The sequence below is a fragment of the Streptomyces sp. NPDC057543 genome (genome assembly GCF_042801895.1).
In the GTDB taxonomy this organism is placed as follows: Bacteria; Actinomycetota; Actinomycetes; order Streptomycetales; family Streptomycetaceae; genus Streptomyces.
Window position 1 is genome coordinate 1 of record NZ_JBHVFF010000145.1, and the last position, 20,876, is coordinate 20,876.

A 20,876-nucleotide genomic window follows, 5' to 3' on the forward strand; every position below is an offset into this window, starting at 1 on the left:
CTTCGGCCGCTGCCCGCCCCGACCCACCGACTCTCCCTTCCCCCAGAGGTACGTACGCCATGACGCAGCCGCCCCAGCCGCCCAACGAGCCGCCCCAGGGCGGGTTCGGTGCCCCGCAGGACCCCCCGCCCGGTGGGTTCGGCGCGCCGACACCGCCGCCCGCCGACCCGTTCGGCATGCAGCCGGGCACCCCGCCGGCGGGCGGATTCGGCGCCCCGCAGGCCCCGCCGCCCGCGGGCCCGCCGCAGCAGCCGGTTCCGGGCTACGGCTACCCACAGGGCCCGCCGCAGCCGGGTTACGGCTACCCGCAGGCGCCCGTGCCCGGCCAGCCGCAGCAGGGGTACGGCTTCCCACAGGGCCTGCCGCCCGGTCAGCCGCCCCAGCAGGGGTACGGCTACCCGACCGCCCCGATGCAGCAGCAGTACCCGCCGCAGCAGAACGGGAACGGCGGCAAGAAGTTCAGCACCCAGATGCAGATCATCGTCGCCGCGTCGGTCGCCGTCGTGCTGATCGTCGCCGGTGGCGTCTGGTACTCCTCCAGCGGCGGTGACGACGGCAAGAAGAAGGAAGAGGCGTCCCAGGCCGGCGGCGGCACCGCCGAGGGCAAGGGCGGCGGCCAGGGCGGCGCGGTCGACGGTGAGGGCAAGGAGAAGGCACCGGCGGACCCCAAGTCCACGGTCGCCTTCCAGCTGCCGCTGCCGAAGGTCACCGACGTCACCAAGGTCGACGGTTCCTGGCTGACCGACAAGGCGTACGTGAAGTCCGGCCTGAACGAGATCGTCGGCTACGACCTGGCCAAGGGCACCAAGCTGTGGTCCATACCGCTGGCGGGCCAGGTCTGCGCCGCCTCCCGGCACATGTCCAAGGACTACAAGACGGCCATCGCCTTCGAGGCGGGCAAGCCGAGCAAGGCCAAGAAGTACCAGCCGTGCAACCAGGTCGGCGCGCTCGACCTGAACACCGGCAAGCTGATGTGGAGCAAGTCGGTGATCGCCGCCACCAGCGGTGACGAGCCGGTCAGGTACAACGAGATAACGCTCAGCGGCACCACGGTCGCCGCGGCCGGCACCGAGGGCGGCGCGGCGTTCGACCTCAACACCGGCGCCGAGCGCTGGAAGCCCAAGGTCTCCACCGACGGCTGCTACGACACCGGCTACGGCGGCGGCGACGCGCTCGCCGTGGTCCGCAAGTGCGGTACGTACGACGACCCGCAGCTCGTCATCCAGGCACTGAACCCGACCACCGGCGCCCCGATCTCCTCGTACAAGATGCCGCCCGGTGTCGACTACGCGAGCATCGTCTCCACCAAGCCGCTGGTCGTCGCGGCCGACGTCGGCGACACCGCCGGTGACGGCAGCGGCATCTCGGACTTCTTCTCGATCGACGCCTCCACCGGCAAGCTGCTCACCAGGATCGCGGCGGACGGCGAGAAGTACGCCGCGCGGTGCCACTCCACCGAGGTCGAGAGCTGCAGTCAGCTGGCCGTCGGCAACAACCGCATCTACGTGCCGACCGAGGCCCACGAGGGCACCGGCGAGTACGGCGACACCAACGAGATCGTCTCCTTCGATCTCACGACCGGCAAGCCGACCAGCGACCGGGCCGACGCGGGTGAGCGCTACACGATGTTCCCGATCCGCATGGACGGCGGCAACATCATCGCGTACCGGGAGCCCCCGTACGACAAGGGCGGACAGGTCGTCTCCATCGACGGCGCCACGTTCAAGCAGACGGTGCTGATGGAGAACCCGAGCGACCGGTCCGTCCGCGATGCGGAGACCAGCTTCACGCCGGACTACTCCGAATTCCTCTACAACGAGGGGCACTTGTACCTGGCCAGCACCATGGTGAGCAAGCCCCACGGATCCCTGGACGAGAGCCGCCGCCTGGCGGTCGGCTTCATCAGGGAGTAACTGCCCACCGCATGCGCAGGGGGTGGCGTCCGTTCGTCGGCGCCACCCCCGCGCCCGTATACGGCCCGGACGCTGCCGTCGTCGAACGGTAATGGTCGGCAGGCGGATCGAAACGACACCCGGCCGGACACGTCGGGCCGTCAACTGATCTTGAATGTGTGCCGAGTTGGCCATTCAGGCCTTTTGGCCGGTAAGGCGCCCGTAACGTCGAACAAGCGTGTAGCTTGCCGGGTCAGGGCGGGCCGGGGGGCCTGGTGCCGGTGCTACGGGGGTGTGCTCGATGGGCGTGCGGCTCATGGTGGTCGACGATCACCGACTGCTCGCCGAGGCGCTGGCCTCGGCGCTGAAACTGCGGGGCCACCGGGTGCTCGCGGCGGCCGCGCCGACCACGGGGGCGGCGGAGCTGGTGGTCAGCAGGGCCCCGGACGTCTGCCTGTTCGGCACTGCGGCGCCCGCCGAGCCCGGTGCCTTCGACCCGATCGTACGGATCCGCCGGGAGCGCCCGCAGGTGGCCGTGGTGGTGCTCGGTCCGGTGCCCAGCCCGCGCGGGATCGCGGCGGCGTTCGCGGCGGGCGCCGCGGGATACGTCCGCCACGACGAGCGCATGGAGGGCGTCGAGCGGGCGATGGTCAAGGCGCGCGCCGGTGAGGCCGCGGTGGCGCCGCAACTGCTCCAGGGCGCCTTCGCCGAGCTGCTCAACCCGGCCGCGGCGCCGGACGACGAGGGGCAGCGGCTGCTGGAGCTGCTGACCCCGCGCGAGATCGAGGTCCTGGTGCGGGTCGCCGAGGGGCAGGACACCCGGTTGATCGCGACCGGGATGCGGATCGCGTCGAGCACCGCGCGCACGCATGTGCAGCGGGTGCTGATGAAGCTGGGCGTCGGCTCCCGGCTGGAGGCCGCGGCCCTCGCGGCCCGCACAGGGCTGCTGGACCGGGCGGTGCCGCTGGACGGGCAGGGGCCGGGCGGCATCGGGTAGCACAGGGTGGCGAGGGCGGTCGCGCCCCAGCCCGGCAGGGTCGGCTCGCGGTACCAGGCGCCGGCGCCCTCAGCGGGCGCCTCCTCGGCGTCCGGGGGCTCGGTCCCGTAGACCAGTACGGCCGGTTCGGCCGTCTCGGTCAGTACGGCAAGTACGGCCCCGGGCCCCGGACACCAGAACGCCATCCAGGCCAGTTTCGTTCGTTGTGCGAACCGAGCCCGATGGAATGAACGCTCTCGCGCTCAAAGCTGAACACCTTTCCTGAGCTCGCGCGCACGGGTGGACCCGGATCGCCGGGCCGCGTGCGCGTTGCCTCCCGCGCCGCTTCGCCATTGACGCACCTGTTGAGTTGTGATTCATTGTGTTTGTTTATGTTTGGAGGAACCTGGTGAAGAAGACGGTCACGACGCTCGCCGACGGCCGGGAGCTGCTCTACTACGACAGCCGCGACGATGTCGTGCGCGACGCCGTCGACAGGCGGCCTCTCGACGCCGTCTCGACCTCGTCCGAGATCCGCCGTGACCCGCTCCTCGGCGACAGCGTCGCCATCGCCTCGCACCGCCAGGGCCGCATCTACCACCCGCCGGCCGACGAGTGCCCGCTCTGTCCCTCGCGGGACGGCCGGCTGAGCGAGATCCCCGAGGCGGACTACGACGTCGCCGTCTTCGAGAACCGCTTCCCCTCGCTCGCCGGCGACTCCGGGCGCTGCGAGGTCGTCTGCTTCACCTCCGACCACGACGCGTCGTTCGCCGACCTCACCGAGGACCAGGCCGCCCTGGTCCTCGCGGCATGGACCGACCGCACCGCCGAACTCGCCGGGCTTCCGCAGGTCGAGCAGGTGTTCTGCTTCGAGAACCGGGGCGCCGAGATCGGCGTCACGCTCGGCCATCCGCACGGGCAGATCTACGGATACCCCTTCGTCACCCCGCGTACCGAGCTGATGCTCCGCTCGATCCGGGCCCACCGCGCCGAGACCGGCCGCAACCTCTTCGACGACGTCGTGGCCCGCGAGGAGAAGGACGGCTCGCGGATCGTCATCGCCGCCGAGCACTGGGTCGCCTTCGTGCCGTACGCGGCGCACTGGCCGTACGAGGTCCATCTCCACCCCCGCCGCCGCGTCCCCGATCTGAGGGAACTCGACGAGGCCGCGCGCACGGAGTTCCCACAGGTCTATCTGGAACTCTTGAGGCGATTCGACCGGATCTTCGGCCCCGGAGAGCCGCCGACCCCATACATCGCGGCCTGGCACCAGGCCCCGTTCGGGGTTCCGGGGCGGGAGGAGTTCGGGCTCCATCTGGAGCTTTTCACCGTCCGACGTACATCCGGCAAGCTGAAGTTCCTCGCGGGTTCCGAATCCGGCATGAACGTGTTCATCAACGATGTGCCGCCGGAGGCCGCGGCCCAGCGACTGCGAGAGGTAGCGAGCGAGTGAGCAAGCCCCAGAAGAAGTATCTGGTCACAGGTGGCGCGGGATATGTCGGCAGCGTCGTCGCCCAGCACCTGCTGGAGGCCGGTCACGCGGTCACCGTCCTCGACGATCTGTCGACCGGGTTCCGGGAGGGCGTCCCGGCCGGGGCCGAATTCATCGAGGGCCGCGTTCAGGACGCGGCGAAGTGGCTGGACGCCTCGTACGACGGGGTGCTGCACTTCGCCGCGTACTCCCAGGTCGGCGAGTCCGTCGCGGACCCGGAGAAGTACTGGGTGAACAATGTCGGCGGCTCGGTCGCACTGCTCGCCGCGATGCGGGACGCCGGGGTGCGGACCCTGGTCTTCTCCTCCACCGCCGCGACCTACGGCGAACCGGCCACCACCCCCATCACGGAGTCCGACGCGACCGCGCCCACCAACCCCTACGGCGCCACCAAGCTCGCCGTCGACCACATGATCACCGGCGAGGCGGCCGCGCACGGACTGGCCGCGGTCTCGCTGCGCTACTTCAACGTCGCCGGGGCGTACGGCAGGTGCGGTGAGCGGCACAGCCCCGAGTCGCACCTCATCCCGCTGGTGCTCCAGGTCGCCCTGGGGCAGCGCGAGTCGATCTCCGTGTACGGCGACGACTACCCGACCCCCGACGGCACCTGCGTCCGCGACTACATCCACGTCGCCGACCTCGCCGAGGCCCACCTGCTGGCCCTGGACGCGGCCACCGCCGGCGAGCACCTGATCTGCAACCTCGGCAACGGCAACGGCTTCTCGGTGCGCGAGGTCATCGAGACCGTCCGCGAGGTCACCGGCCACCCGGTCCCCGAGACTGCGGCCCCGCGCCGCGCCGGTGACCCCGCCGTGCTGGTCGCCTCCGCCGCCACCGCCAGGGAACGGCTCGGCTGGGCCCCGTCGCGCGCGGACCTGACCGGAATCGTTTCCGACGCCTGGACGTTCGCCCGCCGAGAGGAACCCACCGCCCCATGACCGACGACGCCGAGCTGCGCACCGCTTTCACCGAGCTGTACGGGACCGCCCCCGAAGGAGTCTGGGCGGCGCCCGGCCGGGTCAACCTGATCGGCGAATACACCGACTTCAACGACGGCTTCGTGATGCCGCTCGCGCTGCCGCACACCGCGCGCGCCGCCGTGGCCCGCCGCACCGACGGCGAACTGCGGCTCCACTCGACCGACGTACCGGGCGGCGTCGTCCGGCTCCGGCTCGACGAACTGGCCCCCCACCAGGGGCACGGCTGGGCGGCGTACCCGGCCGGAGTGTTCTGGGCGCTGCGCGAGGCCGGCCACCCGATCACCGGTGCGGACATCCAGCTGACCTCCACCGTCCCCACCGGAGCGGGCCTGTCCTCCTCTGCGGCCCTCGAAGTCGTCACCGCGCTGGCCCTGAACGACCTCTTCGAACTGGGGCTCTCCGCCCCGGAGCTGGCGGTCATCGGCCAGCGCGCCGAGAACGCGTTCGTCGGCGTGCCGTGCGGCGTCATGGACCAGATGGCCTCCGCCTGCTGCACCGAGGGCCACGCGCTGTACCTCGACACCCGCGACCTCACCCAGCGCCAGGTCCCCTTCGACCTGGCGGCCCACGGACTGCGGCTGCTGGTCGTCGACACCCAGGTCGAGCACGCGCTCGGCGACGGCGCGTACGCCGAGCGGCGGGCCGGCTGCGAGGCGGGGGCGGCGGCACTCGGCATACGTACGCTGCGCGAGCTGCCGTACGACGGACTCGGCGCGGCCCTGGACACCCTGGCCGAGGCCGGCGTGGACGAGTCCGTGGTGCGCTACGTACGCCATGTGGTCAGCGACAACGAGCGGGTGAAGCAGGTCATCGCGCTGCTCGACGCGGGCGATGTGCGGGGAGCGGGCCCGGTCCTCGTCGCGGGGCACGTCTCGCTCCGCGACGATCTGCGGGTCTCCTGCCCGGAGTTGGACCTCGTGGTGTCCGCGGCGGGCGAGGCCGGGGCGCTCGGTGCGCGAATGACCGGCGGCGGTTTCGGTGGCTCGGCGATCGTCCTGGTGGAGGAGGCGCAGGCGGACACGGTCGCCAAGTCCGTGCTGGCGGCGTTCGCCTCGGCGGGGTACGCGGCGCCGCGCGTCTTCCCGGCGGTTCCTTCGGCGGGTGCCCGGCGCCTCGGCTGAGGCCGTTCACTTCAGCCTCACGACGGATCACGTATCACACCCTACGGAGCGGAGCCTGCCACTTCTGCGAATCGCCTTCCTCATCGGCCGCACGGCCTTACGCTGATGCACAGCACCGGTGGGGGCCGGTGCTGATTCAGGGGTACGAGACAGTCGGGTACGGCGCCCGGGGCGGGTGGCAGTCGACACACACGGCGGCGGCCGTGGGACTGCGGTCCATCTCCCCGATCCGGGCGGCCGTACCCGCGGCCGTTCCGTCCCTTCGTCGGGCCGGGGGTGGCCCAGCAACAGGCAGCATGGGGGTCCCTGTGGTTCGTATCCGGGTTCTCGTGGTGGACGACCACCGCATCTTCGCCGAGTCGCTCGCGGCGGCGCTCGCGGCCGAGCCGGACGTCGAGGTGGCGGCGGCGGGCAGCGGCCCCGCCGCGCTGCGGTGTCTGGAACGGGCCGCGGCCGAGGGGCGCGGCTACGACGTGATGCTGGTCGATGCCGAACTGGGCGTCCTGGCCGGTGCGCGGGACCACCGGACAGCCGTCCCGGCGCCCCGCAGCGGGAAGGCCGCCCCGATGGACGGCATCTCGCTGGTCGCCGGGGTCCGTTCGGGCCGGCCCTCCGTGCACACGGTGGTGCTCGCCGAGAAGGACGACCCGCTCCGGGCCGCGCTGGCGCTGCAGGCCGGGGCCTCGGGCTGGGTGGCCAAGGACTGCTCGCTGCAGCGGCTGCTCACGGTCATCCGGGGGGTACTGCGCGACGAGACGCATCTGCCCCCCGCCCTGCTCACGGGCGTGCTGCGGGAGCTGACGGCGGCGCGCAAGCACCGCACCGAGAGCGAACAGCTCGTCGAGTCGCTCACCCCGCGCGAGCGCGAGGTGCTGCGCTGCATGGTCGCGGGCCTGGGGCGCAAGGCAGTGGCGGAGCGGCTCTACCTCTCCCCGCACACGGTGCGTACGCACATGCAGAACGTGCTGGGAAAGCTGGGCGTGCACTCGACGCTGGCCGCGGTCGCACTGGCCCGGCGGGCGGGTGTCGGACCGGCGGACCTGGCACCGGCCGGGCAGACTCTAGGGGATGTTGTCGAACGGGGCAGTCAACCGGCGTAGCAGTCCGGCCAGTTCACTCCGCTGTTGTGTGGAGAGTTCGCCCAGGATGGCGCGCTCCTGGGCGAGCAGGCCGGCCAGCGACTGGTCGGCCTTGTCGCGCCCCTCGGCGGTGAGCCGGACCAGCACGCCGCGGCGGTCGCTGGGGTCGGGGAGGCGCTCGACGAGGTTCTTCTTGGTCAGCCGGTCGATGCGGTTGGTCATCGTGCCCGAGGTGACCAGGGTCTGGGTGAGCAGCTGGCCGGGGGAGAGCTGGTAGGGGGCGCCGGCCCGGCGCAGGGACGTCAGTACGTCGAACTCCCACGGCTCCAGGCTGTGCTCGGAGAAGGCGATCCGGCGGGCCCGGTCCAGATGGCGGGCCAGGCGGGAGACGCGGCTGAGCACCTCGAGTGGTTCCACGTCGAGGTCGGGGCGCTCGCGGCGCCATGCAGCGACCAGTCGGTCGACCTCGTCCTCCATGTGGATCAGTGTAGAGGGTCTGTCGACATGAAGTCTCTTGAATTCAAGTGTCTTGACATCAAGATAGTCATCGCGTGATCCTGATTCCATGACCGCACCCACCTGGGATCCGCAGCAGTACCTGCGCCACGCGGACCATCGCACCCGTCCCTTCCACGACCTCCTGTCCCGCATCGCCGAGCCTCCGGCCGCCCCCTCACCCCGTATCGCCGACCTCGGCTGCGGCGCGGGCAACGTGACGACGCTGCTGGCCGACCGCTGGCCGAAGGCGCACGTCACCGGCTACGACAACTCCCCGCAGATGCTGGAACAGGCACGCACCCACGCCGGCCCCCTCCTGGACTTCGCCGAGGCCGACGCCGCGACCTGGACCCCCGACGAGCCGTACGACCTGATCGTCTCCAACGCCCTCCTCCAGTGGGTCCCCGACCACACGGCCCGCTTCCCGGTCTGGCTGGACGCCATCACCCCCGGCGGGACGTTCGCCTTCCAGGTCCCCGGCAATTTCCACCAGCCCAGCCACGTCCTGATGCGCGAACTCGCCGGTTCGCCACGCTGGCGCGACCGCCTGGCCGGCGAGCTGCGCCACGCCGACGCGGTGCTCAGCCCCGCCGCCTACCTCGACGCGCTGACGGCCCCCGGCATCACGGCGGACGTCTGGGAGACCACGTACCTGCATCTGCTGCCCGGCGAGGACCCGGTACTCGACTGGGTCCTGGGCACCGGCCTGCGCCCCGTCCTATCGGCCCTGGCCGACGACCCCGAGGCCCGCGACGCGTTCCTCGCCGAATACCGCGACCTGCTGCGCACCGCGTACCCCCGGGGCCCGCACGGCACGGTCTTCCCGTTCCGCCGCATCTTCGCCGTAGCCCGTAAGGAGAAGTGATGATCGCCGCCCTCGACCACGTCCAACTGGCCGCCCCGGAAGGCTCGGAGCACGCCCTGCGCACCTACTACACCGACACCCTCGGCATGACGGAACTGCCCAAGCCCCCGGCGCTCGCCTCCCGCGGCGGCTGCTGGTTCGCGGCGGGCCCGGTCCAGCTCCACGTGGGCATCGACCCCGACTTCCACCCGGCGAGGAAGGCCCACCCGGGCCTGCGCGTCACGGGCATCGAGGCGTACGCGGCCCGGCTGGCGGAACGCGGCGCGGAGGTGACCTGGGACGGCGACCTGCCGGGGCACCGGCGCTTCTTCAGCCACGACCCGGTGGGGAACCGGCTGGAGTTCCTTGAGCGGGTTGACGGGTGAGCGTCACAGCTCGTCGAGCGCTTCCCGCGTGATGTCGATGTCGATCGGGAACGGAACGCCTGTCTTGAGACGGTCGTGATGGATTCCCGTCAGGGCGTACGACTTGGACACCGGGTCCAGCTCGTAGACCCGCACCACCGGGTGCTGGTCGGTGCCGGCCATCTCGACCAGCCAGAAATTCGGGATACCGGCCCCGGCGTACTTCTGCGGCTTGGTATCGCGGTCACGGGCCTCGGAGTCGGGGGAGACGACCTCGACGGCGAGGAGGATGTCGGAGGCTTGGAAACGCGTCAGGTCAAGGTCGGTGGCGGCGTCGGCGCGGACGACGGACACGTCGGGTTCGGGGCCGTTGCGCCGGTCCAGCAACACGGTCATTTCCCGCTCAGCCTTCAGGTCGTCCGGGATCGTGGCGCGAAGGCCGATCATCAACAGGTCGATCATCTTGGCGTGGAAACGTCGCTGTGGACTCACAAAAACCAGGCTCCCGTCGAGCAGCTCCGTGTGCGGCGGGAGATCGGGCAAGGTGAACAGATCGTCCACCGTGTATCCGTCCTGGGGCGGCACCGGCCAGCGGCTGCTGTGCCCCGTGATCGGCTCGGCGGTCATGATTCCTCCCATGGACGGGATTCTGGTCCTGCTCCCTCACGGTAGCGGCCGGGATCGAAGAGCGTCATCACAAAGAGTGACGCCGGTCCCGTGTCGACCTCCGGCTCGGCGAAGAGTCACTGGTCACGGCATTGGTACCGCAGCCGCGGCGCCCTCGCCGGTAAACCGCCCGGGGGGTGCGCCTACGAGCCGTTTGAAATGCCGGCTCAGGTGCGACTGGTCGTAGAAGCCGGCCGCGACCGCTACGTCTGCGGGCGGCTGTCCATCGAGCAGCAACCGTCGGGCGCGGTCGATCCGGCGGGCCATCAGGTACTGGTGCGGCGCGATGCCGAAGGCGCCGCTGAACGCCCGTACCAGATGCGCCGGGTGGGCGTGCAGCAGCTTCGCGGCCTCGTCCAGGGTCACCCCCTGGAGCAGCCGGTCGTCGAGGAGTTCCCGCAGGCTGTGGGCCACACCGCGATCGGGCACCCGCCGACGGGTGACGATCCGGGGCCGCAGGTGGCCGCGCAGCCGTTCACGGATGAGGGCGAGGCGGCTCTGCGCTTCCAGTTCGTCGCCCCTGTCCGCGAGTGAGGTGTGCAGCTGTCCGACGCGTCGGCGCAGCAGGGGGTCGACGAGGTCGGGGCCGTCCACCGCCGGGCCGATGAAGCTCTCGTCCAGCTGGGTCAGGTCCAGATAGAGGACCCGCTTGCGGAAGCCGTGGGAGGTGGCGGGCGAGCCGTTGTGCGGTACCTGCGGCGGGAGCAGGGACACCGTGTCGTGCGGGGTGCCGCGCTCGTGGCGGTTCAAGTCGTAGCGGACCGCGCCGTCGTCGACTATGAGCAGTGTCCAGACGTCGTGGACGTGCATCGGGTACGCGTGCTCGGTGAAATGTGCGTGGAAGACCTCCACCACACCCGGGACCTGCGGGCGCCACGCGGAAACCTGCTGCCGGGCCACCATGCAAGGAATGTACAAGACGGTGCGGCAGGCCGGTCGGCAGTCTCGACGCATGACGACCGACGACGCCCCCGCACGTTTCGACACCAAGATCGCCGTACTGTTGCGCGAGGACCTGGAGACCTGGCAGCGGCTGAACGTGACCGCGTTCCTGGTCAGCGGCCTCGGCCCGGAGCTGCCCGAGGTGATCGGCGAGCCGTATGCGGACGCCGACGGCACCGCGTATCTGCCGATGTTCCGCCAGCCCGTGCTGGTCTTCGAGGGGGCGAAGGAGACACTGACCGCGGCGCACAGCCGTGCACTGTCCCGCTCGCTTCCCCGGTCGGTGTTCACCTCCGACCTCTTCGCCACCGGCAACGACCGGGACAACCGCGCGGCGGTGCGGGCTGTGGCGAAGGACCAGCTGGACCTGGTGGGTCTCGCCGTGTACGGACCGCGCAACGCGGTCGACAAGGTACTCAAGGGCGCCCGTATGCACCCCTGACCGCCGGTGGCCCGGGCGCCGCCCCCTCAGCTCTTGCGGTGTCCTATCAGTCGCGGTTTCGACTCCAGGTTCTCCAGGCCGTGCCAGGCCAGGTTCACCAGATGGGCCGCGACCTCCGCCTTCTTCGGCTTGCGGGCGTTGACCCACCACTGGCCGGTCAGGGCGACCATACCGACCAGGGCCTGGGCGTACAGCGGGGCCAGCTTCGGGTCGAAGCCGCGGGCCTTGAACTCCAGGCCCAGGATGTCCTCCACCTGGGTGGCGATGTCACTGATGAGGGAGGCGAACGTGCCGGTCGACTGGGCGACGGGGGAGTCGCGGACCAGGATGCGGAAACCGTCCGTGTACGTCTCGATGTAGTCGAGCAGGGCGAACGCGGCCTGTTCCAGGAGTTCGCGGGGGTGGCCCGCGGTCAGGGCGCCGGTGACCATGTCGAGGAGCTGGCGCATCTCGCGGTCCACCACGACCGCGTACAGGCCCTCCTTGCCGCCGAAGTGCTCGTAGACGACCGGCTTGGAAACACCGGCCCGGGACGCGATCTCCTCGACCGATGTGCCTTCGAAGCCCTTGTCGGCGAAGAGCGTACGGCCGATGTCCAGCAACTGCTCGCGCCGTTCCTTACCGGTCATCCGCACCCGGCGGGTGCGCCGGGCGGAGGAAGGACGTTTGTTCTCGCTGCTGGTGCTGGAGTCGGTCGCCACGTCGTCAATCATGCCGCTTCGGTGTGCGCACGGTCGCGCCGGGAGTCGATACGGCGGGACTCGATCCGGGCGGCGTCGGGCCAGCGCACGTCGGACGCCCAGCCCAGTTTCTCGAACCAGCGGATCAGCCGGGCACTCGAATCGATCTGCCCCTTCATCACACCGTGCCGCGCACTCGTCGGATCCGCGTGGTGCAGGTTGTGCCAGGACTCGCCGCACGACAGCACCGCGAGCCACCACACGTTCCCCGACCGGTCCCGGGACTTGAACGGACGCTTGCCGACCGCGTGGCAGATGGAGTTGATCGACCACGTGACATGGTGCAGCAGCGCCACCCGGACGAGAGAGCCCCAGAAGAAGGCCGTCGCCGCCCCCCACCACGACATCGTCACGAGACCGCCGACCAGCGGCGGAAGCAGCAGCGACACGGTCGTGAAGGTGAGGAAGTGGCGCGAGATCCCACGGAGCGCCGGATCCTTGATCAGATCGGGGGCGTATTTCTGCTGCGGAGTCTGCTCCTCATCGAACATCCAGCCGATATGCGCCCACCACAGCCCCTTCAGCAGGGCCGGGAGGCTCTCGCCGAACCGCCACGGCGAGTGCGGATCGCCCTCCGCGTCCGAGAAGCGGTGGTGCTTGCGGTGATCCGCCACCCAGCGCACCAGCGGGCCCTCCACGGCCAGTGAACCCGCGACGGCCAGAGCGATACGGAGCGGGCGCTTCGCCTTGAAGGAACCGTGGGTGAAATAGCGGTGGAAACCGATCGTGATCCCGTGGCAGCCGATGAAGTACATCGCCACGAGCAGACCGACGTCGAGCCAGCTCACGCCCCGGCCCCAGGCCAGCGGCACCGCCGCGACCAGCGCCACGAAGGGCACCACGATGAACAACAGGAGAGCGAACTGCTCGACCGACCGTTTACTGTCCCCGCCGAGCGTGGCGGAGGGAAGGGCCTGGTCATCGGCCGCCGACGGCTGGGCCTCGTCGACCGCAGCGGGGCTGGTGTTCATGGGGGTTCCCCTGGGGATGAGGAGTACGACGGACTCTGTGGCTACGCATCCGTAACCTACGCTTACGTAAGTATGGCAGCGCAAAGGCCCCCGCACGAGAGCGCGACGGGCCGTCCACGAAAGGGAAACCCGATCGGGGCGGAGCGGCGCCCAGAGTGTGGACACCTATCCTGTGGGGGTCGGACAGCGCGGTCCGCACTCTGCTTTCCCGGGGTGGCGTCAGCACCGCTGCCGACCGCGGCCCCGGAAGACCTCGTGCCCGCCCGTCTCCCACCGCCACCCTTGTTGGGAGTCGCTTCGCGACACACCTCCTCATTCACTGCAAGGAGCCGCACACTGTGAGCAGTGCCGACCAGACCCCCGCCGCCAGCCCCGAGCTGCGCGCCGACATCCGCCGCCTCGGCGACCTGCTGGGCGAGACCCTCGTACGCCAGGAAGGCCAGGAACTCCTCGACCTCGTCGAGCGCGTCCGCGCCCTGACCCGCACCGACGGTGAGGCCGCCGCCGAACTCCTCGGCGACACGGACCTGGAGACCGCCGCACAGCTCGTGCGCGCCTTCTCCACCTACTTCCACCTCGCCAACGTCACCGAGCAGGTCCATCGCGCCCACGAGATGCGTGATCGCCGCGCCGCCGAGGGCGGGCTCCTCGCCCGCACCGCCGACCGGCTGAAGGACGCGGACCCGGCCCACCTGCGCGAGACCGTCAAGAACCTCAACGTACGACCGGTCTTCACCGCGCACCCCACGGAGGCCGCCCGGCGCTCCGTGCTCAACAAGCTCCGCCGCATCGCCGAACTGCTGGACACGCCGGTCATCGACGCCGACCGGCGCCGCCAGGACCTGCGCCTCGCCGAGAACATCGACCTCATCTGGCAGACCGACGAACTCCGCGTCGTCCGCCCCGAGCCCGCCGACGAGGCCCGCAACGCCATCTACTACCTCGACGAACTGCACGCCAATGCCGTCGGGGACGTACTCGAAGACCTCGCGGCCGAGCTGGAGCGCGTCGGCATCGAACTGCCCGCCGGTACCCGCCCCCTCACCTTCGGCACGTGGATCGGCGGCGACCGCGACGGCAACCCCAACGTGACGCCCGCCGTCACCGGCGAGGTATTGATCCTCCAGCACGAGCACGGCATCACCGACGCGCTGGAGCTCGTCGACCACCTCCGCGCGCAGCTCTCCAACTCCATCCGCTACACCGGCGCCACCGACGAACTGCTGACCTCGCTCCAGGCCGACCTGGAACGCCTCCCCGAGATCAGTCCCCGCTACAAGCGGCTGAACGCCGAGGAACCGTACCGCCTCAAGGCCACCTGCATCCGGCAGAAGCTCGTCAACACCCGAGAACGCCTCGCCGGCGGCACCCCGCACCGCCCCGGCTGCGACTACCTCGGCACCGCCGAGCTCCTCGCCGACCTGGAACTCATCCAGACCTCGCTGCGCGAGCACCGCGGCGGCCTGTTCGCCGACGGCCGGATGGACCGCACCATCCGCACCCTCGCCGCGTTCGGCCTCCAGCTCGCCACCATGGACGTACGCGAACACGCCGACGCCCACCACCACGCCCTCGGCCAGCTCTTCGACCGGCTCGGCGAGGAGTCCTGGCGCTACGCCGACATGCCGCGCGAATACCGGCAGAAGCTGCTCGCCAAGGAACTGCGCTCGCGCCGCCCGCTCGCCCCGACCCCGGCCCCGTTGGACGCCGCGGGCGAGAAGACCCTCGGCGTCTTCCACACCATCAAGGACGCCTTCGAGCGGTTCGGCCCCGAGGTCATCGAGTCCTACATCATCTCGATGTGCCAGGGCGCCGACGACGTCTTCGCGGCCGCCGTCCTGGCCCGCGAGGCCGGACTGCTCGATCTGCACGGCGGCTGGGCCAAAATCGGCATCGTGCCGCTCCTGGAGACCACCGACGAGCTGCGCGCCGCCGACGTCATCCTCGACGAGATGCTCGCCGACCCGTCGTACCGCCGGCTCGTCTCCCTGCGCGGGGACGTGCAGGAGGTCATGCTCGGCTACTCCGACTCCTCCAAGTTCGGCGGCATCACCACCTCGCAGTGGGAGATCCACCGGGCACAGCGCCGGCTGCGAGACGTCGCGCACCGCTACGGCGTACGGCTGCGGCTCTTCCACGGCCGCGGCGGCACCGTCGGCCGCGGCGGCGGCCCCTCGCACGACGCGATCCTCGCGCAGCCGTGGGGCACGCTGGAGGGCGAGATCAAGGTGACCGAACAGGGCGAGGTCATCTCCGACAAGTACCTCATCCCCGCGCTCGCCCGGGAGAACCTGGAGCTGACCGTCGCGGCCACCCTCCAGGCGTCCGCGCTGCACACCGCGCCCCGCCAGTCCGACGAGGCCCTGGCCCGCTGGGACGCCGCGATGGACACCGTCTCCGACGCCGCGCACGCCGCGTACCGCAAGCTGGTCGAGGACCCCGACCTGCCCGCGTACTTCTTCGCCTCCACCCCCGTCGACCAGCTCGCGGAACTGCACCTCGGTTCGCGTCCGTCGCGGCGTCCGGACTCCGGCGCGGGCCTGGACGGGCTGCGGGCCATCCCGTGGGTCTTCGGCTGGACCCAGTCACGGCAGATCGTGCCCGGCTGGTACGGCGTCGGCTCCGGCCTCAAGGCGCTGCGCGAGGCCGGTCTGGACACCGTCCTCGCCGAGATGCACGAACAGTGGCACTTCTTCCGGAACTTCATCTCGAACGTGGAGATGACGCTCGCCAAGACCGATCTGCGGATCGCCCGCCACTACGTCGACACGCTCGTCCCCGACGAGCTGAAGCACGTCTTCGCCGACATCGAGGCCGAGCACGCGCTCACGGTCGAGGAAGTCCTCAAGGTCACCGGCGAATCCGAACTGCTCGGCACCAGCCCGGTGCTCCAGCAGACCTTCGCCATCCGCGACGCCTACCTGGACCCGATCTCCTACCTCCAGGTCACGCTGCTCGCCCGCCAGCGCGAGGCGGCGGAACGCGGCGAGGCGGCCGACCCGCTGCTCGCCCGGGCCCTGCTGCTCACCGTGAACGGTGTCGCCGCGGGTCTGCGCAACACCGGCTGAGCCGCCGGGGCGCGGGTGCGGTCCCGCTCACAGGGCGAAGAACGTCGCCACCAGCAGGACCGCACCCGCGATCCCCGTACCCCAGGCGATCCGGGGCAGCCGCAGGCCGCCGCCGATCACCAGGGCCGCCAGCACCAACGCGCCGCCCAGCGGCACCCACGCATGCAGGAAACCCGGAATCCCGGTGCGTACGACATCGTCCGTACCCGGCTTCACGACCACCGGGAAGCGCTCGCCCCGCTGCGCCGCCACAGACTTCTCGATCGTCACCCGGGCGCGCGCGGCAGCCTGCCCGGACGGTGTGAACGGACCGGTACAGACGTCGGCGCCACAGCCCGTGACGGTCATCGTGCCGTGCTCGCGGCCCTTGGGCAGCATGATGTGGTGCGCCGAACTCCACGAGGAGAACACACCCGCGGCGAGCAGCAGCAGGACGACACCGCCCATGGCGGCATTGCGGGCATGGACCAGGGCGCGGTGGGAGGAGCTCCGCTTCATGGGGAGCGATCCTTGGGCAGAGCGATGCGCCCGGTCAACTTATGGCTGAAAATCGCCGGGGTACCGGCGGGAATGTCAGAGTTGTGCGCGCGGGCCGGGCCCAGGAGTTGTACGCGCTCCGCGCCCGCCCCGGAACTAGGAGTTGTACGCGCTCTGCGCGCGCTCCAGCCCCTCCGCCAGCAGACACTCCACCGAGTCGGCGGCCCGGTCCACCAGGTACCCGAGCTCCTTGCGTTCGACGGACGAGAAGTCCTTCAGCACGAAGTCGGCGACCTGCATCCGCCCCGGCGGCCGGCCGATCCCGAACCGGATCCGGTGGTAGTCGGCGCCCATCGACTTGGTCATCGACTTGAGCCCGTTGTGCCCGTTGTCGCCGCCGCCCAGCTTCAGCCGGAGCGTCCCGTAGTCGATGTCCAGTTCGTCGTGGATCGCCACGACGTGGTCGGTCGGCACCTTGTAGAAGTCGCGCAGCGCGGTGACGGGGCCGCCGGAGAGGTTCATGTACGACATCGGCTTGGCCAGGATCACCCGGCGGTTCTCCGGTCCGGGCGGGCCCATGCGGCCCTCGACGACCTGCGCCTGGGCCTTCTGCGCCCGCTTGAACTTCCCGCCGATCCGGTCCGCGAGGAGATCGACGACCATGAAACCGACATTGTGCCGGTTAGCCGCGTACTCGGGACCGGGATTGCCGAGGCCCACGATGAGCCAGGGTTCGGTGGCGTCGGACATCTGCGCTCGGTCTCCTCGCGTACGGATGGTTCCGGATGGCCCGGTTACAGGGAAACGGCCCGGTTACAGGGAAGCGGGACGGAAACGGGACGGCGGGTCCTCGAACAAGGAACCGCCGCCCCGTCAGTGAAGCAGTGAAGCAGTGCAGCAGTGCTGCCGGGAGGGCGAGGCTCAGGCCTCGGCGCCCTCTTCGGCGGCCTCGGCGGTCGGCTCCTCGGCCTGCGCGGCGACGACCTGGAGCACGACGGCGTCCTCGTCACCGGCCAGCACGGAGCCCTTGGGCAGCGGGACGTCCTTGGCGAGGATCGAGTCGCCGGCGTCCAGGCCCGCGATGGAGACCGTGACGGACTCGGGGATGTGGGTGGCCTCGGCCTCGACGAGCAGGGTGTTCTGCACGTACTCGAGGAGGTTGCCGCCCGGGGCCAGGTCGCCCTCGACGTGCACGGCGATCTCGACGTTGACCTTCTCGCCGCGCTTCACGGTCAGCAGGTCGACGTGCTCGATGTTGCCCTTGAGGGCGTTGCGCTGCACGGCCTTCGGGATGACCAGGGCGTCCTTGCCGTCGATCTCCAGACCGATCAGGACGTTGGCGGTCTTGAGCGCCATCATCAGGTCGTGGCCCGGCAGCGTGATGTGAACCGGCTCGGCACCGTGACCGTAGACGACCGCGGGGACCTGGTTCGCGCGGCGGGTGCGACGGGCAGCGCCCTTGCCGAACTCGGTACGGACCTGGGCGGCGAGCTTGACCTCAGCCATGACTGCACTCCTCGTATGGTGACGAAAACTGGACGGTCACCCGGCCCACGACAGGCCTGCTACGAAGAGCGCGTCGATAACGGACCGCCGTACACATGGGTACGGCCTCCCTCGCCGAGCAACTCGCTGAGTCTACCCGGCGGGGAGGCCGCACCCAAAGTGGATCTTCCGAGGCCCGCTGCCTACTGCTCCTCGAAGAGGCTGGTGACCGAGCCGTCCTCGAAGACCTCGCGCACCGCACGCGCGATCATCGGAGCGATCGAGAGTACCGTGATCTTGTCGAGCTCCTGTTCGCCCGGCGTCGGCAGGGTGTCCGTGAAGACGAACTCGCTGACCTTGGAATTCTTCAGACGGTCCGCGGCCGGACCCGACAGCACACCGTGGGTCGCCGTCACGATGACGTCCTCGGCACCGTGCGCGAACAGCGCGTCGGCGGCGGCGCAGATCGTGCCACCCGTGTCGATCATGTCGTCGACCAGGACACAGACCCGGCCCTTCACGTTGCCGACGACCTCGTGGACCGTCACCTGGTTGGCGACGTCCTTGTCACGACGCTTGTGGACGATCGCGAGCGGGGCGTCCAGCCGGTCGCACCAGCGGTCGGCGACGCGCACCCGGCCGGCGTCCGGGGAGACGATCGTCAGCTTCGAACGGTCGACCTTGGCACCGACGTAGTCGGCCAGTATCGGCAGCGCGAAGAGGTGGTCGACCGGGCCGTCGAAGAAGCCCTGGATCTGGTCGGTGTGCAGGTCGACGGTGAGGATGCGGTCGGCGCCCGCCGTCTTCATCAGGTCGGCGACCAGACGGGCCGAGATCGGCTCGCGACCGCGGTGCTTCTTGTCCTGGCGGGCGTAGCCGTAGAACGGCACGATCACCGTGATGGAGCGGGCCGAGGCGCGCTTCAGCGCGTCCAGCATGATGAGCTGCTCCATGATCCACTTGTTGATCGGAGCGGTGTGGCTCTGGATCAGGAAGCAGTCGGCACCGCGAGCGGATTCCTGGAAGCGGACGTAGATCTCACCGTTGGCGAAATCGAAGGCCTTCGTCGGCACGAGGCCGACACCCAATTGGTGCGCAACCTCCTCGGCCAGCTCGGGGTGGGCGCGGCCGGAGAAGAGCATCAGTTTCTTCTCGCCGGTCGTCTTGATCCCGGTCACAGCACAGTCTCCTCAGACGTGTTCCTGGCGTTGCACGCATGTGTCCCGATGTGCAACGAGCCAGCCGAAATGGGGTGAGCATCTATCACGGTACGCCGTGCTCGGCGCACCTGTTTCCGGTCAGCTTTCGCTGTCGTGCTCCGGAGCGGCGGCCTGAGCCGCCTGCGCTGCGGCACTTCCCGGACGCTTGCGGGCCACCCAGCCCTCGATATTCCTTTGCTGGCCGCGCGCGACGGCCAGCGAACCGGGCGGTACGTCCTTGGTGATGACCGAGCCGGCCGCGGTGTAGACACCGTCCCCGACCGTGACCGGAGCCACAAACATATTGTCCGAGCCGGTGCGGCAGTGGGAGCCGATCGTGGTGTGGTGCTTGGCCACTCCGTCGTAGTTCACGAAGACGCTCGCCGCACCGATGTTGGTGTGATCGCCGATCGTCGCGTCACCGACGTAACTCAGGTGCGGGACCTTCGTGCCCTCGCCGATCGTCGCGTTCTTCATCTCCACGTAGGTACCGGCCTTGGCCTCGCGTCCGAGCCTCGTGCCCGGCCGGAGGTACGCGTACGGGCCGACCGTCGCGCCCGCACCGACCTCGGCCCCGTCCGCGACCGTGTTGTCCACCCGTGCGCCCGCGCCCACGACGGTGTCCCTGAGGCGGGAGTTAGGTCCGACCTCGGCGTCCTCGGCGAGATGTGTGGCGCCGAGCAGCTGGGTGCCCGGGTGCACGATCGCGTCCCGCTCGTAGGTGACCGTGGCGTCGATCAGCGTGGTCGCCGGGTCGACGACGGTCACTCCGGCCAGCATGGCCCGCTCCAGCAGCCGCTGGTTCAGCAGCCGCCGGGCCTCGGCCAGCTGGACCCGGTTGTTGATGCCGAGGATCTCGCGGTGGTCGCCCGCGACCGAGGCGCCGACCCGGTGCCCGGCCTCGCGCAGGATGGACAACACGTCGGTGAGGTACTCCTCACCCTGGCTGTTGTCCGTACGGACCTTGCCGAGGGCGTCGGCGAGCAGCCGGCCGTCGAACGCGAAGACCCCGGAGTTGATCTCCCGGATGGCGCGCTGGTCCTCGGTGGCGTCCTTGTGCTCGACGATCTCGACGACCGCACCGCCGGCCGGGTCACGGACGATCCGCCCGTAGCCGGTGGAGTCCGGGACCTCGGCGGTCAGCACGGTGACGGCGTTGGCGTCCGCCGTGTGGGTGGCGGTGAGCGCGCCGAGCGTCTCGCCGGACAGCAGCGGGGTGTCGCCGCAGACGACGATCACGGTGCCCTCGACGGTCCCGCCGAGCTCGTCGAGACCGACGCGCACGGCGTTGCCGGTGCCGCGCTGCTCGGCCTGGTAGGCGGTGCGCAGCCGGTCGTCGATCGCGGTGAGATGCGCGCCGACCTGCTCGCTCTCGTGGCCGACGACCACGACGAGATGCTGCGGGTCGAGTTCGCGGGAGGCGGCGACGACATGTCCGACGAGCGAGCGCCCGGAGATCTCGTGCAGAACCTTGGGGGTCTTCGACTTCATACGGGTGCCCTCACCCGCTGCGAGGACGACGACGGCTGCCGGGCGGATGACGCTCACGGAAATGCCCTTCGGCTTCGGGTGGTGGACATCCGAAGGATACCGGGGGGCCCGTGGGCCGACACGGGCGCGGGCCCCGACCGCACTGGTC

The 20,876-nt window shown here is 70.4% G+C and carries 20 protein-coding genes; 10 read left to right on the plus strand and 10 right to left on the minus strand.

Annotated elements, in window-relative coordinates; genetic code table 11:
- Window positions 1-59 precede the first annotated feature (59 nt).
- The 6 genes from ACFU8Q_RS23295 (at window position 60) to ACFU8Q_RS23320 (ending at window position 7,561) form a co-directional block, all read left to right on the plus strand.
- The gene (locus tag ACFU8Q_RS23295; protein ID WP_384457012.1) at window positions 60-1,913 is read left to right on the plus strand and encodes a PQQ-binding-like beta-propeller repeat protein; all 1,854 of its coding nucleotides are present in this window, start codon (window positions 60-62) and stop codon (window positions 1,911-1,913) included.
- Window positions 1,914-2,193: 280 nt separating this feature from the next.
- Window positions 2,194-2,889 (plus strand): LuxR C-terminal-related transcriptional regulator, encoded by a 696-nt coding sequence (locus ACFU8Q_RS23300; protein ID WP_384457014.1) that lies wholly within the window; start codon window positions 2,194-2,196, stop codon window positions 2,887-2,889.
- A 388-nt stretch (window positions 2,890-3,277) separates the two neighbouring features.
- Window positions 3,278-4,321: a galactose-1-phosphate uridylyltransferase gene (gene galT / locus ACFU8Q_RS23305; RefSeq protein ID WP_384457015.1), complete on the plus strand. Its 1,044-nt coding sequence runs from the start codon at window positions 3,278-3,280 to the stop codon at window positions 4,319-4,321.
- Window positions 4,318-5,298 carry a UDP-glucose 4-epimerase GalE gene (galE, locus tag ACFU8Q_RS23310; protein ID WP_384457017.1) on the plus strand — a complete coding sequence of 327 codons (981 nt, stop codon included), beginning with the start codon at window positions 4,318-4,320 and terminating at the stop codon, window positions 5,296-5,298. Before galT ends, galE begins: the two co-directional genes overlap by 4 nt.
- Window positions 5,295-6,461 (plus strand): galactokinase, encoded by a 1,167-nt coding sequence (gene galK, locus ACFU8Q_RS23315; protein WP_384457019.1) that lies wholly within the window; start codon window positions 5,295-5,297, stop codon window positions 6,459-6,461. The genes galE and galK overlap by 4 nt, the downstream gene beginning before the upstream one ends.
- Window positions 6,462-6,757: 296 nt before the next feature.
- Window positions 6,758-7,561, plus strand: a complete 804-nt coding sequence (locus tag ACFU8Q_RS23320) for a LuxR C-terminal-related transcriptional regulator (protein ID WP_384457021.1) — start codon at window positions 6,758-6,760, stop codon at window positions 7,559-7,561.
- On the opposite strand, the gene ACFU8Q_RS23325 is transcribed toward ACFU8Q_RS23320, so the two are convergent.
- The gene (locus ACFU8Q_RS23325; protein ID WP_384457023.1) at window positions 7,523-8,017 is read right to left on the minus strand and encodes a MarR family winged helix-turn-helix transcriptional regulator; all 495 of its coding nucleotides are present in this window, start codon (window positions 8,015-8,017) and stop codon (window positions 7,523-7,525) included. The two genes, ACFU8Q_RS23320 and ACFU8Q_RS23325, sit on opposite strands and share 39 nt — an antisense overlap.
- A gap of 88 nt (window positions 8,018-8,105) precedes the next feature.
- Between ACFU8Q_RS23325 and ACFU8Q_RS23330 the strand changes: the two genes are divergently transcribed.
- Window positions 8,106-8,903 carry a trans-aconitate 2-methyltransferase gene (locus tag ACFU8Q_RS23330; RefSeq protein ID WP_384457025.1) on the plus strand — a complete coding sequence of 266 codons (798 nt, stop codon included), beginning with the start codon at window positions 8,106-8,108 and terminating at the stop codon, window positions 8,901-8,903.
- Entirely contained in the window at window positions 8,903-9,268 is a 366-nt protein-coding gene (locus ACFU8Q_RS23335) for a VOC family protein (protein ID WP_384457027.1), read from the plus strand. Before ACFU8Q_RS23330 ends, ACFU8Q_RS23335 begins: the two co-directional genes overlap by 1 nt.
- 3 nt (window positions 9,269-9,271) lie before the next feature.
- On the opposite strand, the gene ACFU8Q_RS23340 is transcribed toward ACFU8Q_RS23335, so the two are convergent.
- Both ACFU8Q_RS23340 and ACFU8Q_RS23345 read right to left on the minus strand, forming a co-directional pair.
- Window positions 9,272-9,874 carry a Uma2 family endonuclease gene (locus tag ACFU8Q_RS23340; protein ID WP_384457049.1) on the minus strand — a complete coding sequence of 201 codons (603 nt, stop codon included), beginning with the start codon at window positions 9,872-9,874 and terminating at the stop codon, window positions 9,272-9,274.
- Window positions 9,875-9,997: 123 nt separating this feature from the next.
- Window positions 9,998-10,816 carry an AraC family transcriptional regulator gene (locus ACFU8Q_RS23345; protein ID WP_384457029.1) on the minus strand — a complete coding sequence of 273 codons (819 nt, stop codon included), beginning with the start codon at window positions 10,814-10,816 and terminating at the stop codon, window positions 9,998-10,000.
- 49 nt (window positions 10,817-10,865) lie between these two features.
- On the opposite strand from ACFU8Q_RS23345, the gene ACFU8Q_RS23350 reads away from it, so the two are divergent.
- The gene (locus tag ACFU8Q_RS23350) at window positions 10,866-11,297 is read left to right on the plus strand and encodes a DUF2000 family protein (RefSeq protein ID WP_384457031.1); all 432 of its coding nucleotides are present in this window, start codon (window positions 10,866-10,868) and stop codon (window positions 11,295-11,297) included.
- Window positions 11,298-11,323: 26 nt separating this feature from the next.
- Here ACFU8Q_RS23350 and ACFU8Q_RS23355 read toward each other — a convergent pair whose 3' ends face one another.
- A complete protein-coding gene (locus ACFU8Q_RS23355; protein WP_384457033.1) occupies window positions 11,324-12,010 on the minus strand; it encodes a TetR family transcriptional regulator in 687 nt (228 codons plus the stop codon).
- Window positions 12,007-13,008 (minus strand): acyl-CoA desaturase, encoded by a 1,002-nt coding sequence (locus ACFU8Q_RS23360; protein ID WP_384457035.1) that lies wholly within the window; start codon window positions 13,006-13,008, stop codon window positions 12,007-12,009. The genes ACFU8Q_RS23355 and ACFU8Q_RS23360 overlap by 4 nt, the downstream gene beginning before the upstream one ends.
- 338 nt (window positions 13,009-13,346) lie before the next feature.
- Here ACFU8Q_RS23360 and ppc point away from each other — a divergent pair, with 338 nt between their 5' ends.
- Window positions 13,347-16,076, plus strand: coding sequence for a phosphoenolpyruvate carboxylase (gene ppc / locus ACFU8Q_RS23365; protein ID WP_384457037.1), 2,730 nt, complete (start codon window positions 13,347-13,349; stop codon window positions 16,074-16,076).
- 27 nt (window positions 16,077-16,103) lie between these two features.
- Here ppc and ACFU8Q_RS23370 read toward each other — a convergent pair whose 3' ends face one another.
- The 5 genes from ACFU8Q_RS23370 to glmU form a co-directional block, all read right to left on the minus strand.
- Window positions 16,104-16,574 (minus strand): hypothetical protein, encoded by a 471-nt coding sequence (locus tag ACFU8Q_RS23370; protein WP_384457039.1) that lies wholly within the window; start codon window positions 16,572-16,574, stop codon window positions 16,104-16,106.
- A gap of 135 nt (window positions 16,575-16,709) precedes the next feature.
- On the minus strand, window positions 16,710-17,303 hold the full coding sequence (pth, locus tag ACFU8Q_RS23375; protein WP_384457041.1) for an aminoacyl-tRNA hydrolase: 594 nt from the start codon (window positions 17,301-17,303) through the stop codon (window positions 16,710-16,712).
- Window positions 17,304-17,474: 171 nt separating this feature from the next.
- Window positions 17,475-18,059, minus strand: coding sequence for a 50S ribosomal protein L25/general stress protein Ctc (locus tag ACFU8Q_RS23380; RefSeq protein WP_384457043.1), 585 nt, complete (start codon window positions 18,057-18,059; stop codon window positions 17,475-17,477).
- Between the two features lie 182 nt (window positions 18,060-18,241).
- Window positions 18,242-19,216, minus strand: coding sequence for a ribose-phosphate diphosphokinase (locus ACFU8Q_RS23385; RefSeq protein ID WP_384457045.1), 975 nt, complete (start codon window positions 19,214-19,216; stop codon window positions 18,242-18,244).
- 120 nt (window positions 19,217-19,336) lie between these two features.
- Window positions 19,337-20,785 carry a bifunctional UDP-N-acetylglucosamine diphosphorylase/glucosamine-1-phosphate N-acetyltransferase GlmU gene (gene glmU, locus ACFU8Q_RS23390; RefSeq protein WP_384457047.1) on the minus strand — a complete coding sequence of 483 codons (1,449 nt, stop codon included), beginning with the start codon at window positions 20,783-20,785 and terminating at the stop codon, window positions 19,337-19,339.
- Between the last annotated feature and the right edge of the window lie 91 nt (window positions 20,786-20,876).